Origin of the sequence: Liquorilactobacillus oeni DSM 19972, assembly GCF_001436275.1 — a bacterium.
Taxonomy (GTDB): domain Bacteria; phylum Bacillota; class Bacilli; order Lactobacillales; family Lactobacillaceae; genus Liquorilactobacillus; species Liquorilactobacillus oeni.
In genome coordinates, this window is record NZ_AZEH01000037.1 from 33,440 (window position 1) to 51,819 (window position 18,380).

Below are 18,380 nucleotides of genomic sequence, written 5' to 3' on the forward strand. Positions count from 1 at the left end.
AAACTGCAAGATAGTCTAAAGGGGCTGAGCCAAAACTTATGTTTTGGCTCAGCCCCTTGCACACATTGTAAGATACTTAAATTTTTTATTGCAGTTTAAAGATTTAGTAACTGATTGTTTCAGATTGAAGTGAGGTCTCCTTATTTTAGATAGCAAATTGATTTACTAGCGAATATTTAATAGCTTCCCCAAGATCTGCGCATCCTTTTTTAATCTCAGAAAGCGAAACCCCCGTAAAGTTCAACCTAATGTAATTTTTGGGTGAACTATTTGCAAAAAGAGATGACCCCTCAAGAAAAGTAACTATGTTTGTTTGTTTTAACAAGATAGCTGCATCACATCCTTGAGGCAGTGTGACCCAGATAAAGAAGCCGCCTTGAGGATGCGAAAAGCTGCAATCTGTAGGTAATTCATCTTCAAGACAAGTTAACATTGTCTGCATTTTCAAACGGTATGCTCTTCGCAAATGGTCAATATGTTTTTCAATACTGTTTTCGCCAAGGTATTGATCAATACTCTCAAGCAAAACGTTAGAAGATTGACAGTCATATGAAAGTCGTAAGGAGGAAAGCTGTTTAACAATCTCTGGAGAAGCAATCAACCAGCCACAGCGTAAAGCAGGGGAAAGAATTTTTGAAAAACTGCCTAGTGTAATTACGTTTCCGGTTCTGTCAAAGGATTTGATGGCAGGAAGAGCTGACCCTTCATAGCGCAATTCACGGTAAGGATCGTCTTCAATGACGACAGCTTGATATTTTGCTGCAAGTGCTGCCAATCTTTTTCTTTTTATTGTCGACATGCAATAGCCTGTTGGATTCTGAAAATTAGGAATAGTATAGATGATTTTAATCTTGTTATGCTGTAGTGTATTTTCTAGAGTCTCCAAATCCATACCATCTTTTTCCATTGGAATCTCGTAGTATTTTGGAAGATGCTCATTGAAAGCTTCTAAAGCCCCTACATAGGTTGGTGCTTCAACAGCAATTCCATCATGGTCATCAAGAAAGAGACTTGACAGCAATTTAATTCCTTGCTGAGCTCCTTGTGTTAACATAATTTCTTCTGAAGAACAATCAAAACCCATTTTTTTTGTTGATGATGCAATTTTTTGTCTTAAGGGCTCGTATCCCGTAACTGTACGGTATTGAAAAAGATCGTTGGATTCGTCGTTAATTCGTTTTTCAAAGGCCCTTTTAAGTTCATCTTTAGGAAATAAATTTGGATCAGGGTAACCGCCTGCAAATGAAATCTTGTTGGCTTGTGCGCTCAACTTGAAAAGTTCGTCTAGACTTGACGAATCTTGGTTTATGCGGTGTGAAAAAGTTGGAATCATGTCAGGCCCTCCTTATTATTTAAAATTGAAAATTAGCCTTGCTTTTATGTTGAAATAAGTGTACCTTTATTTTTGAATTAAGTAAAACTCAAGTTTTTCAATTTAAAGTGAAATTAATTCACTTAAGAAAGGAATACCTATTTTGGCTAATTTTTCGTATGAAGTTTTTAGTGAAGTTGCAAAGCGAAAAACTTTTTTTGCAGCTGCTACTCAGCTTAGAGTAACCCCGTCTGCAGTTAGCCATTCAATTGCAGGCTTGGAAAAAGAATTGGGCTTCTCACTTTTTGTACGTAATCGTACAGGAGTAAAACTTACTTCAGATGGTAAGAAAGTCTTACCGGTTGTACAGGAAATTTTAAATACTGAGGCAAAGTTAAGAGAAGAGGCCGCTCGCATTAATGGTTTAAATGAAGGACGAATAAGGATTGGGGCTTTTAGTAGTGTCTGCATTAACTGGCTGCCGGACATTATTCGCAGTTTTAAAAAAACGTATCCTAATATAGAACTATCTGTCATTCAGGGGAATTTTAATGCAGTTGCCGAGCAGGTCAGAGTAGGGACACTTGATTTAGGATTTAGTGCACTGCCTATCAAGGAAAAACTTGAAGTAATTCCCTTGCATAGGGATCCAATATATTGTATAACACCTAAAAGTTTCACTCCCCGTGCAGATAAAATTATTGCTAGAAGTGATATTCAGGATAAAAATTTTATTTTGCAGCAAATTGATTATGATCGTGATACAAAAAAAGCTTTGGATACTTATAATGTTTCTGTTAATTCAATTCACTACAGTATTGACGATGCCTCAATAATTGCGATGGTTGAAAGTGGTTTAGGCTTAGGAATTCTTCCAGAACTGGCATTGCAAAAATTATCTGGAAATGTAAATAGGTATCCTTTTCAGGAGCATTTTTATCGGACTATCTGTCTTATATCACACGCAGAAGCTAAACAAACTCCATCAACACGTGCTTTTGTAAAAGAAATTCAAAAATATCTGTTAAAAAGATACGGGGATGAGTGGGCAAAACAGTTTGCTAATCTTTTTTAAAAAGTTTCTTTAAAAAGGGTTCAATTTAGCACATGAATGTGATAGTATTTGAAATTGTCGTTTTGCAAGAAAGTTCTGAGACTGGAGGTAAAAGAGTGAGGGAATTAACCAAGGGAAGTCCAATTAAACTTATTTTGATGTTTACACTGCCGCTTTTGATTGGAAATTTGTTCCAGCAATTTTACAGTATTTCTGATACATTAATTGTGGGGCAGACTCTAGGTGTGAATGAATTAGCAGCTGTAGGATCAACCGGAAGCATTCAATTTTTAATTATTGGTTTTGCACAAGGGTTAACGGCCGGGCTGTCGATTATGACTGCACAGTATTTTGGTGCAGGAAATTATAAAAAGGTTAGGGAAAGCTTTGCAACAAGCATTATTATTAGTTCGGTTACAACTGTAATCTTGACTTTCCTTAGTCTTTTCTTTATTAAAGATATTTTAGTACTTATGCAGACACCTAAAGAAATTGAACAAGATGCACAGCTTTTTATATCAATTATCTTTGCAGGTATTTTTTCATCAATGGCTTTTAATTTGTTGGCGAATGTTATTCGAGCGTTGGGTGATAGCAGGACACCGCTATACTTTCTTATCATTGCAGCAATTGTAAACATTGGACTTGAGCTCTTTTTCATTCTTGTTTTAAAAATGGGTGTTGAAGGTGCAGGTTACGCTACCGTTATTGCACAAGTTTTTTCGGTTTTTTTGTGTATTGTCTATATCATTAAGAAAATACCTTTGCTTCAGGTTAGAAAGCGTGATTTTAAAGCAGTCACTCTTGTAGAGCTTAAGCGGCATCTTTATGTAGGGCTTCCTATGGCTTTTCAGACTTCAATAATTGCAATCGGTTCTATTATGGTGCAAGCAGCCTTAAATGGGCTGGGTACCACTGCAGTTGCAGCCGCGACTGCAGCTGGAAAAATTGATCAAGTTGCAATCCAGCCAATGATGTCTTTTGGGGTCGCAATGGCTACTTTTACTGCACAAAATTATGGTGCAGGAAAATATGAGCGTATTTTAAAGGGTGTTAAGCAATGCCTGATCGTGTCTGGTCTTTTCAGCTTAGGTGCTGGTCTGCTGGTAATTCTTTTTGGAAAAGATTTAGTGGTTCTTTTTGTAGGTAAAGCCGAGACAGAGGTTTTGAACTTGGCACAGATATATTTTAATGCAAACTGCACTTTTTACCTGCTGCTCGCTACCCTTTTTGTTTTGCGTTATACCCTCCAAGGGCTGGGGCAAAGTGTTATCCCAACCCTTGCTGGAATGGTCGAGTTGTTGATGAGATGCTTGGCAGCCTTGATTTTAGCATCGTCTGTTGGTTATGTGGGTGCTTGCTTTGCAAGTCCCTTAGCTTGGCTGGGTTCATGCAGTGTCTTAATTTTCTCGTATTTCAAAGCAATGAAAATGCTACGCAAAAAAGAAGAAGAGTTTCCAGAAGGTATCCGAGTATAAAAAGTATTTTTTTAAAATTGAAGAGTTAAAAAAGTTGCGCTCAATCTATATATTTGATATTATTCTTGAGAATTTGTTGATAGAAGGTGATTTAATGGACAGTATGTTTAATATTGGTGAAAAAGTTAAGTGTAAAAAATTTGGGACATTAACTCATGATTTCGTAGGTTCTATAGAAAAAGTATATGAAAACTCGGCAATGGTAGCTATTTTGGATCATGATGCGTCTGATGAAGTGGCAGTTAATGATTTTCATAACAGAGTAATTGTACGGTTAAGGGACATGAAAAAAGTATCCTAAAAATAAGCTGACACTTTTTAACTTTTATGCTATACTACTATCTGTTGTGCGGGTGTAGTTTAGTGGTAAAATTCCAGCTTCCCAAGCTGATGTCGCGAGTTCGATTCTCGTCACCCGCTTTGTAGTATAATTAATGTCCGATTAGGGACAAACCTATCTAAGTTTAGTTCAAAAGTATCCGATAATGGGAACTAGTAGGGTCATTTGATTGTTGAGCGAGTCTGGGGTGGTGCGAGCCGGATCATGAGATTTTCTGAATCGTATTCCTTAGGATTTAAAATTTTATATTGAGTGGATTGCTGATCAATTAATTAGAGTGGTACCGCGGGTTTTCTCGTCTCTTACATTTAACAATGTAGGAGCTTTTTTTATATAAGGAGGAGTATACATGGAATTTAGAGATCAAGTTATTAGAGTATTAGCAGAAGTACTTGGTGATAAACTTTCTGCAGAAAAAATTAAGCAGGTTTTGGAAAAGCCTAAAGACTTAGCACTTGGGGACTATGCTTTTCCTGCATTTTTATTGGCAAAAACACTTCATAAGGCTCCGCAGCAAATCGCTGCAGAAATAGTACAGAAAATTAACCAGGAGCATTTTGAAAAAATACAGGCTGTTGGCCCATACGTTAACTTTTTTATGGATAAAAGCCAAGCTAGTGCTGCAGTTATTAGCACAGTTTTGAGGCAGCAGTTTTCTTATGGAGATCAAGATCTGGGAAAGGGTGGAAATGTTCCTATTGATATGTCTTCACCCAATATTGCCAAACCGATTTCAATGGGACATTTACGTTCCACGGTAATTGGGAATTCTCTTGCTAAATTGTTAAAAAAAGTAAACTATCATCCCATTAAAATTAATCATTTAGGGGATTGGGGGACCCAATTCGGTAAATTGATTGAAGCGTATAAATTATGGGGGAGCGAAGAAGAAGTAAAAGCTGACCCAATAAACAAACTGCTGGAATATTATGTTCGTTTTCATAAAGAAGATGTTGCACATCCTGAACTTGATGAAAAGGCTCGTGGATGGTTCAAGAAACTGGAAGACGGTGATGAAGAAGCTATTCGTTTGTGGAAATGGTTCCGTTCAGAATCTCTTAAGTCTTTTATGAAAATATATGAAAAATTAGGAGTTGAATTTGATTCTTTTAATGGTGAAGCTTTTTATAATGATAAAATGGCTGAGATTGTTTCAATTCTAGAAAAAAGGGATTTGTTAAAGGAAAGTCGCGGAGCGCAAATTGTTGATCTTGATAAGTATGACCTTAATCCTGCATTGATCCGTAAGACAGACGGGGCCACTCTTTATATTACACGTGATCTTGCAGCAGCTTTGTACCGCAAAAGAACTTATAACTTTGTCCAGTCTCTTTACGTGGTTGGTAATGAACAGACAAATCATTTTAAACAGCTTAAAGCAGTTTTAAAAGAGATGGGTGAACCATGGTCTGATGATATTCATCATATTCCATTCGGATTGATTACTCAGGACGGGAAAAAACTTTCAACCAGAGCCGGCAGAGTTATTTTACTGGATGAAGTTCTTGATGATGCAGTCCAACTTGCAAGGAAACAAATCGAAGCAAAAAATCCGAATCTGGAAAATAAAGAGCAGGTTGCAAAAGAAGTAGGCGTAGGCGCCGTTATTTTCCATGACCTGAAAAATGAGAGAATGAACAATTTTGACTTTAACCTTGAAGAAGTAGTTCGGTTTGAAGGTGAAACTGGTCCTTATGTGCAATACTCACATGCTCGTGCAATGAGTATTTTACGCAAAGCAAAAGAAGAAGGCCACGTTTTAAATGAACAAGAAAACTATAGTCTGAATGATCCTGAATCATGGGAAGTTATTACTGAGATTGCTGCTTTTCCTAAAATGGTGAAGCGGGCAGTCGTTGAATACGAGCCTTCAGTGATTGCAAAGTATGGCCTGCATTTGGCAAAAGCCTTCAATAAATACTATGCTCATTCTAAGGTTTTAAAGGATGATGAGCAATTGTATGCAAGACTTGCTCTGGTAAAGAGCGTTGCAACTGTTTTGAAAGAATCCTTAAATCTTCTCGGAGTGCATGCACCCGATAAAATGTAATAATTGGATTAGCGCTGACATGTTATACAATAATGTTCAAGCGCTTTTTTTGAGAGAAAAATGTTAACAGACCGGTTTGTGTTGACATTACACATGGTCTGAAAGTAAAATGTTCTTGTGTGGAAAAATTAATAACATCTTTAAAGCAATGGTTATTTTCAGTTTTTAATCATTTTTTGACGATGTGGAGGTGAAAATTTGAATTTAACAATTATTATCCTCGCCATCGCTATTATAACTTTGGGTATTGGGTTTGCTTTAGGTATCGTTTTTCGTAAAAGAGGCTATGAGAAGACATTAGATGCTGCCACAAAAACGGCACAGGGAATCTTGAAAAATGCTAAGAAAGAAGCAGAAGCACAAAAAAAAGAAGCTATTTTAGAAGCTAAGGATGAGAGTCATCGTTACAGAGGCGAGATTGAAAAGGAGTTAAAAGAACGGCGCACAGAGGTACAAAGACAAGAAAACAGACTGCTTCAAAGAGAAGAAAATCTTGATCATAAAGATTCTGCTCTTGAAAAGCGCGAACAGGGGTTAATTCAAAAAGGAAATCAGATTGATAGTCAAAAGAAAGAATTGGATAAGCAAAGAAATAAAGTCGACTTGCTAATTCAAGAACAAGAAACAGAGCTTGAAAGAGTTGCATCTTTGACACGTGAACAGGCTAAAAAAGTGATTATGTCTGAGACCAAAGAATCACTTAGTCATGAAAGAGCAGTTATGATAAAAGACAGCGAAGCAGAAGCTAAAGCCAGTGCTGATAGAACTGCTAAAAACTTGATTGCACAAGCGATTCAAAGAAGTGCTGCTGACACAGTATCTGAAACAACTGTATCAGTAGTTTCATTGCCAAATGATGAAATGAAGGGTCGAATTATTGGCCGCGAAGGCCGTAATATTCGAACGCTTGAAACTTTGACTGGAATTGATTTGATTATTGATGATACCCCAGAAGCTGTTGTCTTAAGCGGTTTTGATCCTGTAAGACGTGAAATAGCCAAAATGTCCTTGGAAAAGCTCATTCAAGATGGGCGGATTCATCCAGCAAGAATCGAAGAAATGGTGGAAAAGTCCACTAAAGAAATGGATGCTAAAATTCGAGAAATCGGAGAAGAAGCCGTATTTGACTTAGGATTACATTCTATGCATCCAGATTTAATCAAAACGATTGGCCGCTTGAAATTCAGAACAAGTTATGGACAAAATGTTTTGGATCATTCTATAGAAGTTGCTAAAATCACTGGTGTGTTAGCTGCGGAACTCGATGAGGATGTTGATCTAGCTAAACGTGCGGGACTTTTGCACGATATTGGAAAGGCTATTGATCATGAAGTAAATGGGTCGCATGTTCAGATTGGTGTAGAATTAACGAAGAAGTATCATGAAAGTAATGTAGTAATCAATACAATTGCTTCTCATCACGGTGACGTTGAACCAACATGTACCATTGCAGTTCTTGTTGCCGCTGCAGATGCTATTTCAGCTGCAAGACCAGGTGCAAGAAGCGAATCACTTGAGAATTACATTCATCGTTTGGAAAAACTAGAAAAAATTACGAATAACTTTGACGGTGTAAAGAAGAGTTACGCAATTCAAGCTGGTCGAGAGTTGCGAGTAATTGTTAAACCAAATGAAGTGAACGATTTGGAATCAAGTGTTCTTGCTCATGATATTAAAAATAGAATTGAAGACGAACTAGAGTACCCAGGGCATATTAAGGTGACGGTGATTAGAGAAGTGAGAGCTGTTGAATATGCTAAGTAGAAGGGTTTTATCAGTAGTATTAATCTAAATATGGGTATTTCATAATATTGTAAGCAGGGGCTGTGGCAAAACATAAATTTTGCCACAGCCCCGCTTTCTTACACAAATTATTAAAAAAATGAGTAGAGGTTTCGCAACTTATCATTAAAATGCTAAACTTAAATGAGCAGCTATTTAGAAGAGGGGAAAAGTATGCGTATATTGTTCATTGGTGATATTATGGGAAATACTGGTCAGGACATGGTTGATGATTATTTGCCTAAACTAAAAAGAAGATTTCATCCGCAAGTGACTATAGTAAATGCAGAGAATGCAACAAGGGGACGGGGAATAAATGAACAGGTTTATAAGAGAATTCTAGCAGCTGGTACAGATGTGATTACAATGGGGAATCATGTTTGGGACAACCCAGAAATTAGTCTTTTCATTGATTCTGCAAAAAAGATATTGCGTCCTGCAAACTTTTCGGCGGGCAGAGTACCTGGAATCGGTCATACAGTTATTCAAATTAATCAACAAAAATTAGCTGTTATCAACTTGCAAGGACGAGTTTTCATGGGACCTTCGGATGATCCTTTTGCGGTTGCAAATGAATTGATCGCTGAGCTGAGAAAGAAAACTAATTGTATTTTTGTAGATTTTCATGCTGAAACAACTAGTGAGAAAGAAGCTTTTTCTTGGTATTTTGATGGTAAAGTTTCTGCTGTAATCGGAACCCATACTCATGTTCAGACAAATGATGCACGTATTTTACCCAAAGGAACAGCATTTTTATCTGATGTAGGAATGACAGGACCATATGACGGTATTTTAGGTATGCGCCGTCAAAATGTAATTTCGCGTTTTTTAAACCAGATGCCTACCCGTTTTGAGGTTGCTGAAGGAGGACGCAGGACACTTTCTTGTTGTGTGATCGATATTGCCGATGAGACTGGAGTAGCACAAAAAATTACACCGCTTCAGATTAATGCAGATCATCCTTTTGATGAATGATAGTGATAAAGGAGAAAAAAGATGCCGCAAAAAACAAAAAATACACCTATGATGGAACAATATCTTTCTATTAAAAGAAATTATCCGGATGCCTTTTTATTTTATCGTTTAGGCGATTTTTATGAAATGTTCTATGATGATGCTATCAAAGGAGCGCAGCTGCTTGAATTGACTTTAACAACTCGTAATAAAAATGCAGCAGATAAGATCCCAATGTGTGGTGTCCCACACCATGCTGCGCAAAACTATATTGATATTTTAGTAGATCAGGGCTATAAAGTAGCGATTTGTGAACAAATGGAAGATCCTAAACTGGCAAAGGGAATGGTAAAACGAGAGGTAATCCAACTAGTTACGCCGGGGACAATGATCGACAGCTCTGCAAGTGAGGCTAAAGAAAATAATTACCTGACTGCACTTCATGAAGAAAATCAATGTTTCAGCTTTGCCTATACAGACCTTTCAACTGGTGAACTTAAAGTTACCACACTTCTTTCAGCAGATCAGGTGATAAACGAGTTAATCAGCCTGCACACAAAAGAAATTGTCATTGACAAGAGTGTGACTGAGGAGACTCTTAAAAAAATTATGCCATTAAAGATCTTGGTTTCTCATCAAGACCAGCTGCTTGAAAATGCAGAATCAAGTTATACAGTGCAGAACTTGGATGACCAGCTTGAGATAAAAGCAGTTAAGCAGTTGGTATCTTATTTGAGCGTTACACAAAAGAGAAGTTTGGGGCATTTACAGCAGGCACTGAGATATGAAGCCTCACATTTTTTAAAGATGGATCACTATTCAAAGACAAATCTTGAGATCTTGGAAAATAGCCGAACGGGGAAAAAACAAGGCACACTTTTGTGGGTTTTAGACAAAACAAAAACAGCAATGGGAGGTCGAACACTTAAGCAATGGCTTAGCAGGCCGCTGCTTGAAAAGAAGCCTATTGTAGAACGTCAAAATAAAGTAGCAAGTCTAATGGATCATTATTTTGAACGCAGTGCATTGCAAGATGAACTGACAAGCGTTTATGATTTAGAGCGTTTAGCAGGCAGAGTTGCTTTTGGAAATGTGAACGGCCGTGACTTGATTCAATTATGCCAATCTTTAGAACAGGTACCTAAAATTCGTTATGTGCTTGAAAGCATTGATGACGGAACCTTTAAAAAAACTCTGAAACAGTTGGATCCTATAGAGGAAATAGTTGAGTTGATTAAGCAGGCAATAATAGACGATCCTCCTTTGTCAGTTAAAGATGGCGGTCTGATAAAAGAAGGGTATAACGAAAAACTGGATAGTTATCAGGATGCGATGAAGAACGGGAAAAAATGGCTTGCAGAGCTGGAAACGAGTGAACGGCGTGCAACTAATATTTCAAATCTGAAAATCGGCTTTAATAGAGTATTCGGATACTATATTGAAGTTTCGAAGGCTAACTTGGCAAAAATTCCTGAAGAACGCTATCAGCGTAAGCAAACACTGACTAACGCGGAGCGTTTTATTACTCCTGAGTTAAAAGAAAAAGAAGCTTTGATTTTGGGTGCTGAGGATAAGGCTACTAGTTTGGAGTACGAACTTTTTGTCGCTATTCGAGAAAAAATAAAGAAACAGATAAAACGGATTCAACGTCTTGCTCATGCGATTGCCGGTTTAGATGTTATTCAAGGCTTTGCCGAGGTCAGTGAGGAACGACACTTTGTCAGGCCTGAATTAGAAGAAGGCAAGCATGATTTGCATATTACTGCAGGCTGGCATCCTGTAGTTCAAGAAGTCATGGGAAAACAAAGCTATGTTCCTAATGATGTTATTATGCCGCAAGACTTGAATATTTTGTTGATAACCGGACCTAATATGTCAGGAAAGAGCACTTACATGCGTCAAGTAGCTTTGACAGTTGTAATGTCGCAAGTAGGTTGTTTTGTACCGGCAGTTAAAGCAAAATTACCTCTTTTTGATCAGATTTTTACACGTATCGGAGCTGCTGATGACCTGATTGCAGGTCAATCAACTTTCATGGTGGAGATGAAAGAAGCAAATCAGGCAATTAGTCATGCTACCAAACGCTCGTTGATTCTTTTTGATGAAATTGGCAGAGGAACGGCAACATACGACGGCATGGCACTTGCACAAGCGATTATTGAATATGTTCATCAAAATGTTCATGCAAAAACACTTTTTTCAACTCACTATCATGAACTAACTGCCCTGTCGCAGAATCTATCAGAACTTGAAAACATTCATGTCGGAGCAGTTGAAAAAAATGGAAATTTGATTTTTTTGCATAAAATGCGGCCAGGAGCAGCTGATAAATCATATGGGATTCATGTTGCCAAACTTGCAGGAATGCCTGAAATACTTTTGAAAAGGGCAAATGAAATTTTGGAGGAGCTCGAACGCGATTCTGGCAACGATAAGATCTCAACAGCTTCGAAAAAGCAGGAAAATACAGTATTATCGGAAACAGCACAAATCAATAAAAAGGAGACTCAACTTTCGCTTTTTGGTCCAGAAAAAGTGAAGCCGGATTTGACTGCAAAACAATCAAGAGTGATTACAAAATTGCTTGAAGCAGATTTAATCTCGCTAACTCCACTAGAAGCTTTAAATATACTTTATAAATGGCAAAGAGAATTGAAAAAGGGCAAATAAATTAAGAAAGGAGAGAAGTTTCCATGGGTAAAATCCATGAATTAGCTGCGGTTTTGGCTGACCAGATAGCAGCTGGAGAAGTTGTTGAACGGCCAGCTTCTGTGGTAAAGGAACTAGTTGAAAATGCAATTGATGCGCACAGTACGCAAATTGATATTGAGATTGAAGATAGCGGGCTGAAAAAAATAAACGTAGTTGATAACGGTGACGGAATTATTGCAAGTGATGTTGAATTAGCCTTTAGAAGGCACTCTACCAGCAAAATTACAACTAAAAAGGATCTCTTTAAAATTAAAACTCTTGGGTTCAGAGGAGAAGCGCTGCCTAGTATCGCTTCTGTATCTGATGTTATTATGGAAACGGCAACTCGGCTTCCTCCTAGTAATATTATTCATATCAAAGGCGGAAAAATAATTTCTCAAAAAATGGGAGCACGTTCTCAAGGAACAGAAATTAGTGTTTTCGACCTTTTTTTCAATACACCGGCGCGTTTGAAGTACCTTAAAAGTATGCAGACTGAACTTGCAGCTATCAGTGATATTGTTAATCGCTTAGCACTCAGCCACACGAATATTGCATTTTCTTTAAAAAGTAATGGCAGGTTACTCCTTGAAACGGCGGGTAATGGGAAACTTCAGCAGACTTTTAGTGCTATTTATGGTGTTAAAACTGCACGCAAAATGATTGAAATAAACGGAGAGGATCTTGATTTTAAAGTCAGCGGTTTTGTGTCGCTCCCAGAATTGACACGTGCTTCTAAAACGTATATCAGTCTTCTTTTAAATGGCCGCTATATTCGAAATTATCAGCTTACTAATGCTGTTATCAAAGGCTACGGCTCTAAACTGATGGTCGGTCGGTATCCTTTTGCGGTTATAAACATTGGACTTGACCCTTTACTGGTTGATGTCAATGTCCATCCTACTAAGCAGCAAGTACGTATCAGCAAGGAAGAAGAGTTAGTACAGTTATTGGTAAAAACAATTTATCAACGAATTGCACAAGAAAACCTGATTCCGGATGCTTTAAAAAATATACGGCAAGATGAAAAACCTGCATTAGACCTTGATCAGCTTGAGATAGACCTCAATGAGTCTTCTCAAAATTACCAGTATCAAAGAAGAGAATTAAAGGGACGAGTTCCCCGAAATGAAAGCAAACCGCTCTTAGAAAAGAAAAAAATAGAAGAGACTGATGGCCGATCTGATTCAAAAAAAATAGGCATAAAGCCGCGTCTTTTTATTATTCAGAAAAAAAGAGATCTTGAAACCAAGTTAAAAGACTGGGATAAAAAATATTTTTCAAAAGAAAATGGTTCTGGAATCAGCAAAGTTAATGAGCCAAAAGAAAGATTAAAAAATCAACAAGACGAAAATACCAAAGAACGTTTTCCTTCGCTGACTTACATTGGTCAGATGCATGGAACCTATCTTTTTGCAGAGGCCCAAGATGGACTTTATATTATTGATCAGCACGCTGCCCAAGAGCGCTGCAAGTTTGAGTTTTATCGTAAACAGATTGGAATGGTAGGAAGTTCACAGCAGAATCTGCTCGTACCAATTGTTCTTGACTATTCAACAAGTGAAGTGTTAATGATAAACCAAAATCTGGATAAACTGAAAAAAGTAGGTATTTACTTGGAAGAATTCGGTAAGAACAGCTACATTGTCCGTCATCACCCGACTTGGTTTAAACAAGGGGAAGAAGAGTCGATTTTAAGAGAAATGATTGACTACCTGTTAAAAGATGGAAACATAGACATTGCAAGTTATCGCAGGAAAACTGCAATTATGATGAGCTGCAAAAGATCAATTAAAGCAAATCATCATTTAGATGAACAACAGGCAGTTTCATTGTTAAAACAACTGCAACAATGCGAAAATCCATTTAATTGTCCGCATGGACGACCTGTACTTGTTCATTTTTCAAATTCTGATATGGAAAAAATGTTCAAGCGAATTCAAGATTCACATCAGAGTTTACGCGGTCAATAGAAAATCAATAACTTATGAAAGGAATATTATTAAATGTATGAATACTTTGATGGGTTTATCAGTGCAGTTACTCCATATTATATTGTAATTGAAGTTAAGAATGTCGGTTACCAGGTTTATGTTGCTAATCCGTTTCGCTATCAGGTTGATTTAGAAACAAAAAAACGTGTTTATATATATCAAGCAGTTAGAGAAAATGCTATTATATTATATGGTTTTTGGGATTTAGACGAAAAAAATCTGTTTGTCAAATTGCTCAATGTCTCTGGAATAGGTCCTAAAAGCGCGTTAGCCATCTTAGCTAATGCGGACCATAGCGGTCTGGTAGAAGCAATCAACAATGAAAACGTAAATTACCTTACTAAGTTTCCAGGTGTTGGTAAAAAAACTGCTCAACAGATTGTTTTGGATCTTAAAGGTAAAATGAAAGATGCTGCTATTTCGGAAAAATTGTCTGGACAAACTGATCTTGGCCTTAATAATACCGTGAAACAACACCGTTATCTGGATGAGGCTCTCGCTGCTTTGGATGCCTTGGGTTATACTAAAGCAGAAGTAAAAAGAGTTTCAAAAATACTTGAGCAAACTGAAAAAACATCTACAGATGAATATTTACGAACAGCTTTGAGGCTATTAATGCACAACTGATTTTTTAAAGGGAGGGAACATAATGTCTGAGCATGAGAGGCTTGTATCAGCTGGCCTTGTTGAGAATGAAGATGATGTACGTGACCTTTCCTTGCGTCCGCGCACGTTTAAACAATATATTGGACAAAAAATGCTTAAAAAAGAACTTGCAGTGTATATTGAAGCTGCAAAGAAAAGAAAAGAAGCACTTGATCATGTTCTTTTGTATGGGCCCCCCGGTCTAGGAAAGACGACTCTAGCGATGGTAATTGCAAATGAATTACAGGTTAAGATTAAAACTACAAGCGGCCCGGCGATTGAACGGCCTGGTGATCTAGTGGCTTTATTGAACGAACTAGAAGCTGGCGATGTTCTTTTTATTGATGAGATTCATCGCTTACCTAAAATAGTGGAAGAAATTTTGTATTCTGCTATGGAGGACTTTTTCGTTGATATTGTGATTGGGCAAGGACCAACTGCTCATCCCGTTCACTTTACTCTTCCCCCTTTTACTTTAATCGGCGCTACTACGCGAGCTGGGTTGCTTTCAGCACCTCTGCGTGATCGTTTTGGGATTATTGCGCATATGAATTATTATAGTAAAAAGGAACTTGAAAGAATTGTGGAACGTTCTGCAAAAATTTTTAAAACTACAATTACTTCTGAAGGCGCAGAAAAGGTTGCTTTAAGGTCTCGTGGAACGCCGCGAGTTGCAAACCGACTTTTTCGTCGGATTCGCGACTTCGCTGAGGTTGCTCAAAAAGAAGTTGTGGACGAAAAAATTGTAACTTCGTCGCTTGACATGCTGCGAGTTGATGAATGCGGGTTAGATGAAACAGATCGTAAATTGCTGTTAACGATGATTAATCTATACGATGGCGGTCCAGTAGGTGTAAATACGTTGGCTGCGAATATTGGAGAAGATGTAGAAACAATTACTGATATGATTGAACCATATTTGCTTCAAAGCGGGTTCATCAAACGCACCCCTCGTGGAAGAATTGCCACAAAAACAGCATACGAACATTTAGGAATTTCATTTACAGAAAATAAAAACTAAAAAGGGTGACAAAACTTGTCAGAGGAACATTTAACTACAGAAGATTTTGATTATGAACTACCGGAAGAACTGATTGCACAAACGCCTTTAAAGAAACGAGATCATTCGAGAATGCTGGTTTTAGACAGCCAGACTGGTGAATATAAAGATGATATTTTTTACAATGTAATTGACCAGTTGAACCCTGGGGATGCCCTTGTAATGAACGATTCGCGTGTTATGCCAGCAAGAATTTACGGAACAAAGCCTGAAACAGGAGGACATCTTGAAGTTTTATTGCTTAACAACACTGAAGGTGATAATTGGGAGACACTTGTTAAGCCTGCACGCAGAGCGAAAGTTGGTACACGAGTTGTGTTTGGTGATGGACAGCTTAGTGCGGTGATTACAAAAGAACTTGAACACGGCGGGCGGATGATTCGTTTTGAATATACTGGAATTTTTATGGAAATTCTTGATAAACTTGGTGAAATGCCTTTACCGCCTTACATTAAAGAAAAACTTGACGATCCGGAAATGTACCAAACAGTATATTCTCGTGAAATTGGCTCAGCTGCTGCTCCAACTGCCGGACTTCATTTCACAAAGGAACTTTTGCAAAAAATTGCTGCTAAGGGAGTTCATCTTGTATATTTGACTCTTCATGTAGGTTTGGGAACTTTTAGACCTGTTAGCGAAAAGAATATTGAAGATCATAAAATGCACAGTGAATTTTACAGGTTGTCAAAAGATGCTGCCCAAACTTTGAATGAAGTACGCAAAAATGGTGGTAAAATTGTTGCTACTGGAACTACCACAATCAGAACTCTAGAGACAATTGGGACAAAATTTAACGGAGAGATTCATGAAGACAGTGGCTGGACTGATATTTTTATTAAGCCTGGGTATGAATGGAAGGTTGTTCAAGCTTTCATTACTAACTTCCATCTGCCAAAGTCTACTTTAGTGATGCTTGTGGCTTCGTTTACAGGCAGGAAAACAATTTTGAATGCTTATAGACATGCTGTCATAGATAAATACCGTTTCTTTAGTTTTGGAGATGCAATGTTTATCAAGTAAAGATTTAAGAGAAATGGAGAAAGTACAAATGACTGAGCCAGCCATTAATTATCATCTGATTAAAAAAGAAAAGCATACAGGAGCACGCTTGGGAGAAATTGTTACCCCTCACGGTACTTTTAAAACACCGATGTTTATGCCAGTGGGTACACAGGCAACAGTGAAATCACTAGCACCTGAAGAATTAGACCGCATGGGTGCTGATATCATATTGTCAAATACTTATCATTTGTGGCTGCGTCCCGGTGAAGAAATTGTCCAAAAGGCGGGTGGCCTGCACAAGTTTATGAATTGGAACAAGGGAATTCTAACAGATTCTGGCGGCTTCCAAGTTTTTTCACTTGCTAAGATTAGGGATATTACTGAAAAAGGGGTCCATTTCAGAAGTCACTTAAGCGGTGAAAAATTATTTCTCTCACCTGAAAAGGCGATCCATATTCAAAATGCACTTGGTTCGGATATTATGATGAGTTTTGACGAGTGTCCTCCTTTTTTTGAAAGTTATGATTATATTAAAAAGTCGGTTGAAAGAACAAGCCGTTGGGCAGAGCGCGGTTTGAGCGCTCACTTGAATCCTAAAATGCAAGGACTTTTTGGAATTGTTCAAGGAGGTGGCCATAAAGATTTACGTGAACTAAGCGCGCGTCAGCTAGTTGCGATGGATTTCCCAGGCTATTCCATTGGAGGATTGTCTGTTGGAGAAAGTAAAGCTGAAATGAATCACGTACTAGAATTCACTACACCTATGTTGCCAGAAAATAAGCCACGGTATTTGATGGGCGTTGGTTCCGCGGATGCATTGATTGATGGTGTGATTCGCGGAGTAGACATGTTTGATTGCGTTTTGCCAACTCGAATAGCCCGTAATGGTACTTGTATGACCTCACATGGAAGAGTGGTTATCAAAAATGCGGCGTATGCACGAGATTTTACACCGTTAGATGATAATTGCGATTGCTATACTTGTCGTAATTTTACACGAGCTTATATCCGTCATCTTTTCAAAGCCGATGAAACTTTCGGTTTGCGCCTTGCTAGTTATCACAATCTCTATTTTCTGTTACACTTAATGCAAAATGTGCGTCAAGCTATTCAAGAGGATAATTTGCTTGAATTCCGTGAATCTTTTTTTGAAGAATACGGTTTCAATAAAGAAAATGCACGAAATTTTTAATTTTTTTACTTATACAACTGGAAAGTAAAGAGTAACTTTGCTAAAGTTAAGATTAACAAACCAAATAGGAGTGAATATAATGAACGGTTCAGTTTCAACGATTCTTATGTTTGCGGCTTTCATTGTCTTGATGTATTTTATGATGATTCGTCCGCAAAAAAAGCAACAGCAAAAGCGTCAAGAAATGATGAGTAATTTAAAGAAGGGTGACGCTGTTGTTACAATTGGTCGCCTTCATGGAGTGATAGACAGTATTAACCAGGCTGAACATACAGTTACACTCGATTGTGACGGTATCTATCTTACATTTGATCAGTCTGCAATTGGGCAAGTAAATCCTGGTGGAAATACTGCTAAGAGTGCTTCTTCAGTGGTCGAAAAAAAGCCTGAAGATGAAGCTACTGAAACGGAAAATAAAGATTCAGATTCAAAAAATGAAGATAATAAGTAGGAAGCAGCATTCGGCTGGTAGAGGCTCGTAGCTAAGCAGTTGCTGCTCGAAAAGTGGGAGTACGACAAAAAGTTTAGTTTTGTCATACTCCCTAGTTTGTTATGAGTATTGTTTTATGCTGCTTTTTGATTGGATCTTTCTAAAAAATAAATTTGTTATAATTTAAAAATAATTAAATTATAATATAAATTAATTTTTTGTTATTAGTGTAAAAAAGTTTATAAAATTTAGTTTAAAAGCGTTTATAAAGATATAAAATTTATAAATTTTAAAAAATATTCTTTGCCTGGGTATTCTTAAACCAAAAATAAGACAGTGTCCATAGACATAAATAAGTGGTGATTAAAATTATAAATTAATAATAGTTTCTATTAG

At 37.5% G+C, this 18,380-nt stretch carries 14 protein-coding genes and 1 tRNA gene; 14 read left to right on the forward strand and 1 reads right to left on the reverse strand.

Features of this window, described 5'->3' with window-relative positions:
* Positions 1-145: 145 nt before the first annotated feature.
* Positions 146-1,333 (reverse strand): aminotransferase-like domain-containing protein, encoded by a 1,188-nt coding sequence (locus tag FD46_RS04930; RefSeq protein WP_057896059.1) that lies wholly within the window; start codon positions 1,331-1,333, stop codon positions 146-148.
* A 142-nt stretch (positions 1,334-1,475) separates the two neighbouring features.
* Here FD46_RS04930 and FD46_RS04935 point away from each other — a divergent pair, with 142 nt between their 5' ends.
* The 14 genes from FD46_RS04935 (at position 1,476) to yajC (ending at position 18,005) form a co-directional block, all read left to right on the forward strand.
* On the forward strand, positions 1,476-2,387 hold the full coding sequence (locus tag FD46_RS04935) for a LysR family transcriptional regulator (protein ID WP_057896060.1): 912 nt from the start codon (positions 1,476-1,478) through the stop codon (positions 2,385-2,387).
* 95 nt (positions 2,388-2,482) lie between these two features.
* Positions 2,483-3,844, forward strand: a complete 1,362-nt coding sequence (locus FD46_RS04940) for an MATE family efflux transporter (protein ID WP_057896061.1) — start codon at positions 2,483-2,485, stop codon at positions 3,842-3,844.
* Positions 3,845-3,938: 94 nt separating this feature from the next.
* Positions 3,939-4,145 carry a hypothetical protein gene (locus tag FD46_RS04945; protein WP_057896062.1) on the forward strand — a complete coding sequence of 69 codons (207 nt, stop codon included), beginning with the start codon at positions 3,939-3,941 and terminating at the stop codon, positions 4,143-4,145.
* 48 nt (positions 4,146-4,193) lie between these two features.
* A tRNA-Gly gene (locus FD46_RS04950) sits at positions 4,194-4,264 on the forward strand.
* 269 nt (positions 4,265-4,533) lie between these two features.
* Positions 4,534-6,234, forward strand: coding sequence for an arginine--tRNA ligase (gene argS / locus FD46_RS04955; RefSeq protein ID WP_057896063.1), 1,701 nt, complete (start codon positions 4,534-4,536; stop codon positions 6,232-6,234).
* Between the two features lie 213 nt (positions 6,235-6,447).
* Complete coding sequence (gene rny / locus FD46_RS04960) at positions 6,448-7,998, forward strand: ribonuclease Y (RefSeq protein WP_420805343.1); 1,551 nt, start codon at positions 6,448-6,450, stop codon at positions 7,996-7,998.
* Positions 7,999-8,190: 192 nt separating this feature from the next.
* On the forward strand, positions 8,191-8,991 hold the full coding sequence (locus FD46_RS04965; RefSeq protein WP_057896065.1) for a TIGR00282 family metallophosphoesterase: 801 nt from the start codon (positions 8,191-8,193) through the stop codon (positions 8,989-8,991).
* A gap of 21 nt (positions 8,992-9,012) precedes the next feature.
* Positions 9,013-11,640 (forward strand): DNA mismatch repair protein MutS, encoded by a 2,628-nt coding sequence (gene mutS, locus FD46_RS04970; RefSeq protein ID WP_057896066.1) that lies wholly within the window; start codon positions 9,013-9,015, stop codon positions 11,638-11,640.
* Positions 11,641-11,663: 23 nt separating this feature from the next.
* A complete protein-coding gene (gene mutL / locus FD46_RS04975; protein WP_057896067.1) occupies positions 11,664-13,634 on the forward strand; it encodes a DNA mismatch repair endonuclease MutL in 1,971 nt (656 codons plus the stop codon).
* Between the two features lie 33 nt (positions 13,635-13,667).
* Entirely contained in the window at positions 13,668-14,282 is a 615-nt protein-coding gene (gene ruvA / locus FD46_RS04980; RefSeq protein ID WP_057896068.1) for a Holliday junction branch migration protein RuvA, read from the forward strand.
* 22 nt (positions 14,283-14,304) lie between these two features.
* Positions 14,305-15,321, forward strand: coding sequence for a Holliday junction branch migration DNA helicase RuvB (gene ruvB / locus FD46_RS04985; RefSeq protein ID WP_057896069.1), 1,017 nt, complete (start codon positions 14,305-14,307; stop codon positions 15,319-15,321).
* A 15-nt stretch (positions 15,322-15,336) separates the two neighbouring features.
* Positions 15,337-16,380, forward strand: coding sequence for a tRNA preQ1(34) S-adenosylmethionine ribosyltransferase-isomerase QueA (queA, locus tag FD46_RS04990; protein ID WP_057896070.1), 1,044 nt, complete (start codon positions 15,337-15,339; stop codon positions 16,378-16,380).
* Between the two features lie 28 nt (positions 16,381-16,408).
* Positions 16,409-17,554, forward strand: a complete 1,146-nt coding sequence (tgt, locus tag FD46_RS04995) for a tRNA guanosine(34) transglycosylase Tgt (protein WP_057896071.1) — start codon at positions 16,409-16,411, stop codon at positions 17,552-17,554.
* A gap of 79 nt (positions 17,555-17,633) precedes the next feature.
* Positions 17,634-18,005, forward strand: a complete 372-nt coding sequence (gene yajC / locus FD46_RS05000) for a preprotein translocase subunit YajC (RefSeq protein ID WP_057896072.1) — start codon at positions 17,634-17,636, stop codon at positions 18,003-18,005.
* Positions 18,006-18,380 lie beyond the last annotated feature (375 nt).

Bases quoted from the DNA above. Each gene is read 5' to 3' on its own strand.
- mutL (WP_057896067.1), top strand. From the start codon at position 11,664: ATGGGTAAAATCCATGAATTAGCTGCGGTTTTGGCTGACCAGATAGCA.
- FD46_RS04930 (WP_057896059.1), bottom strand. From the start codon at position 1,333: ATGATTCCAACTTTTTCACACCGCATAAACCAAGATTCGTCAAGTCTA.
- FD46_RS04945 (WP_057896062.1), top strand. From the start codon at position 3,939: ATGGACAGTATGTTTAATATTGGTGAAAAAGTTAAGTGTAAAAAATTT.
- tgt (WP_057896071.1), top strand. From the start codon at position 16,409: ATGACTGAGCCAGCCATTAATTATCATCTGATTAAAAAAGAAAAGCAT.
- mutS (WP_057896066.1), top strand. From the start codon at position 9,013: ATGCCGCAAAAAACAAAAAATACACCTATGATGGAACAATATCTTTCT.
- argS (WP_057896063.1), top strand. From the start codon at position 4,534: ATGGAATTTAGAGATCAAGTTATTAGAGTATTAGCAGAAGTACTTGGT.
- ruvB (WP_057896069.1), top strand. From the start codon at position 14,305: ATGTCTGAGCATGAGAGGCTTGTATCAGCTGGCCTTGTTGAGAATGAA.
- yajC (WP_057896072.1), top strand. From the start codon at position 17,634: ATGAACGGTTCAGTTTCAACGATTCTTATGTTTGCGGCTTTCATTGTC.
- FD46_RS04965 (WP_057896065.1), top strand. From the start codon at position 8,191: ATGCGTATATTGTTCATTGGTGATATTATGGGAAATACTGGTCAGGAC.
- ruvA (WP_057896068.1), top strand. From the start codon at position 13,668: ATGTATGAATACTTTGATGGGTTTATCAGTGCAGTTACTCCATATTAT.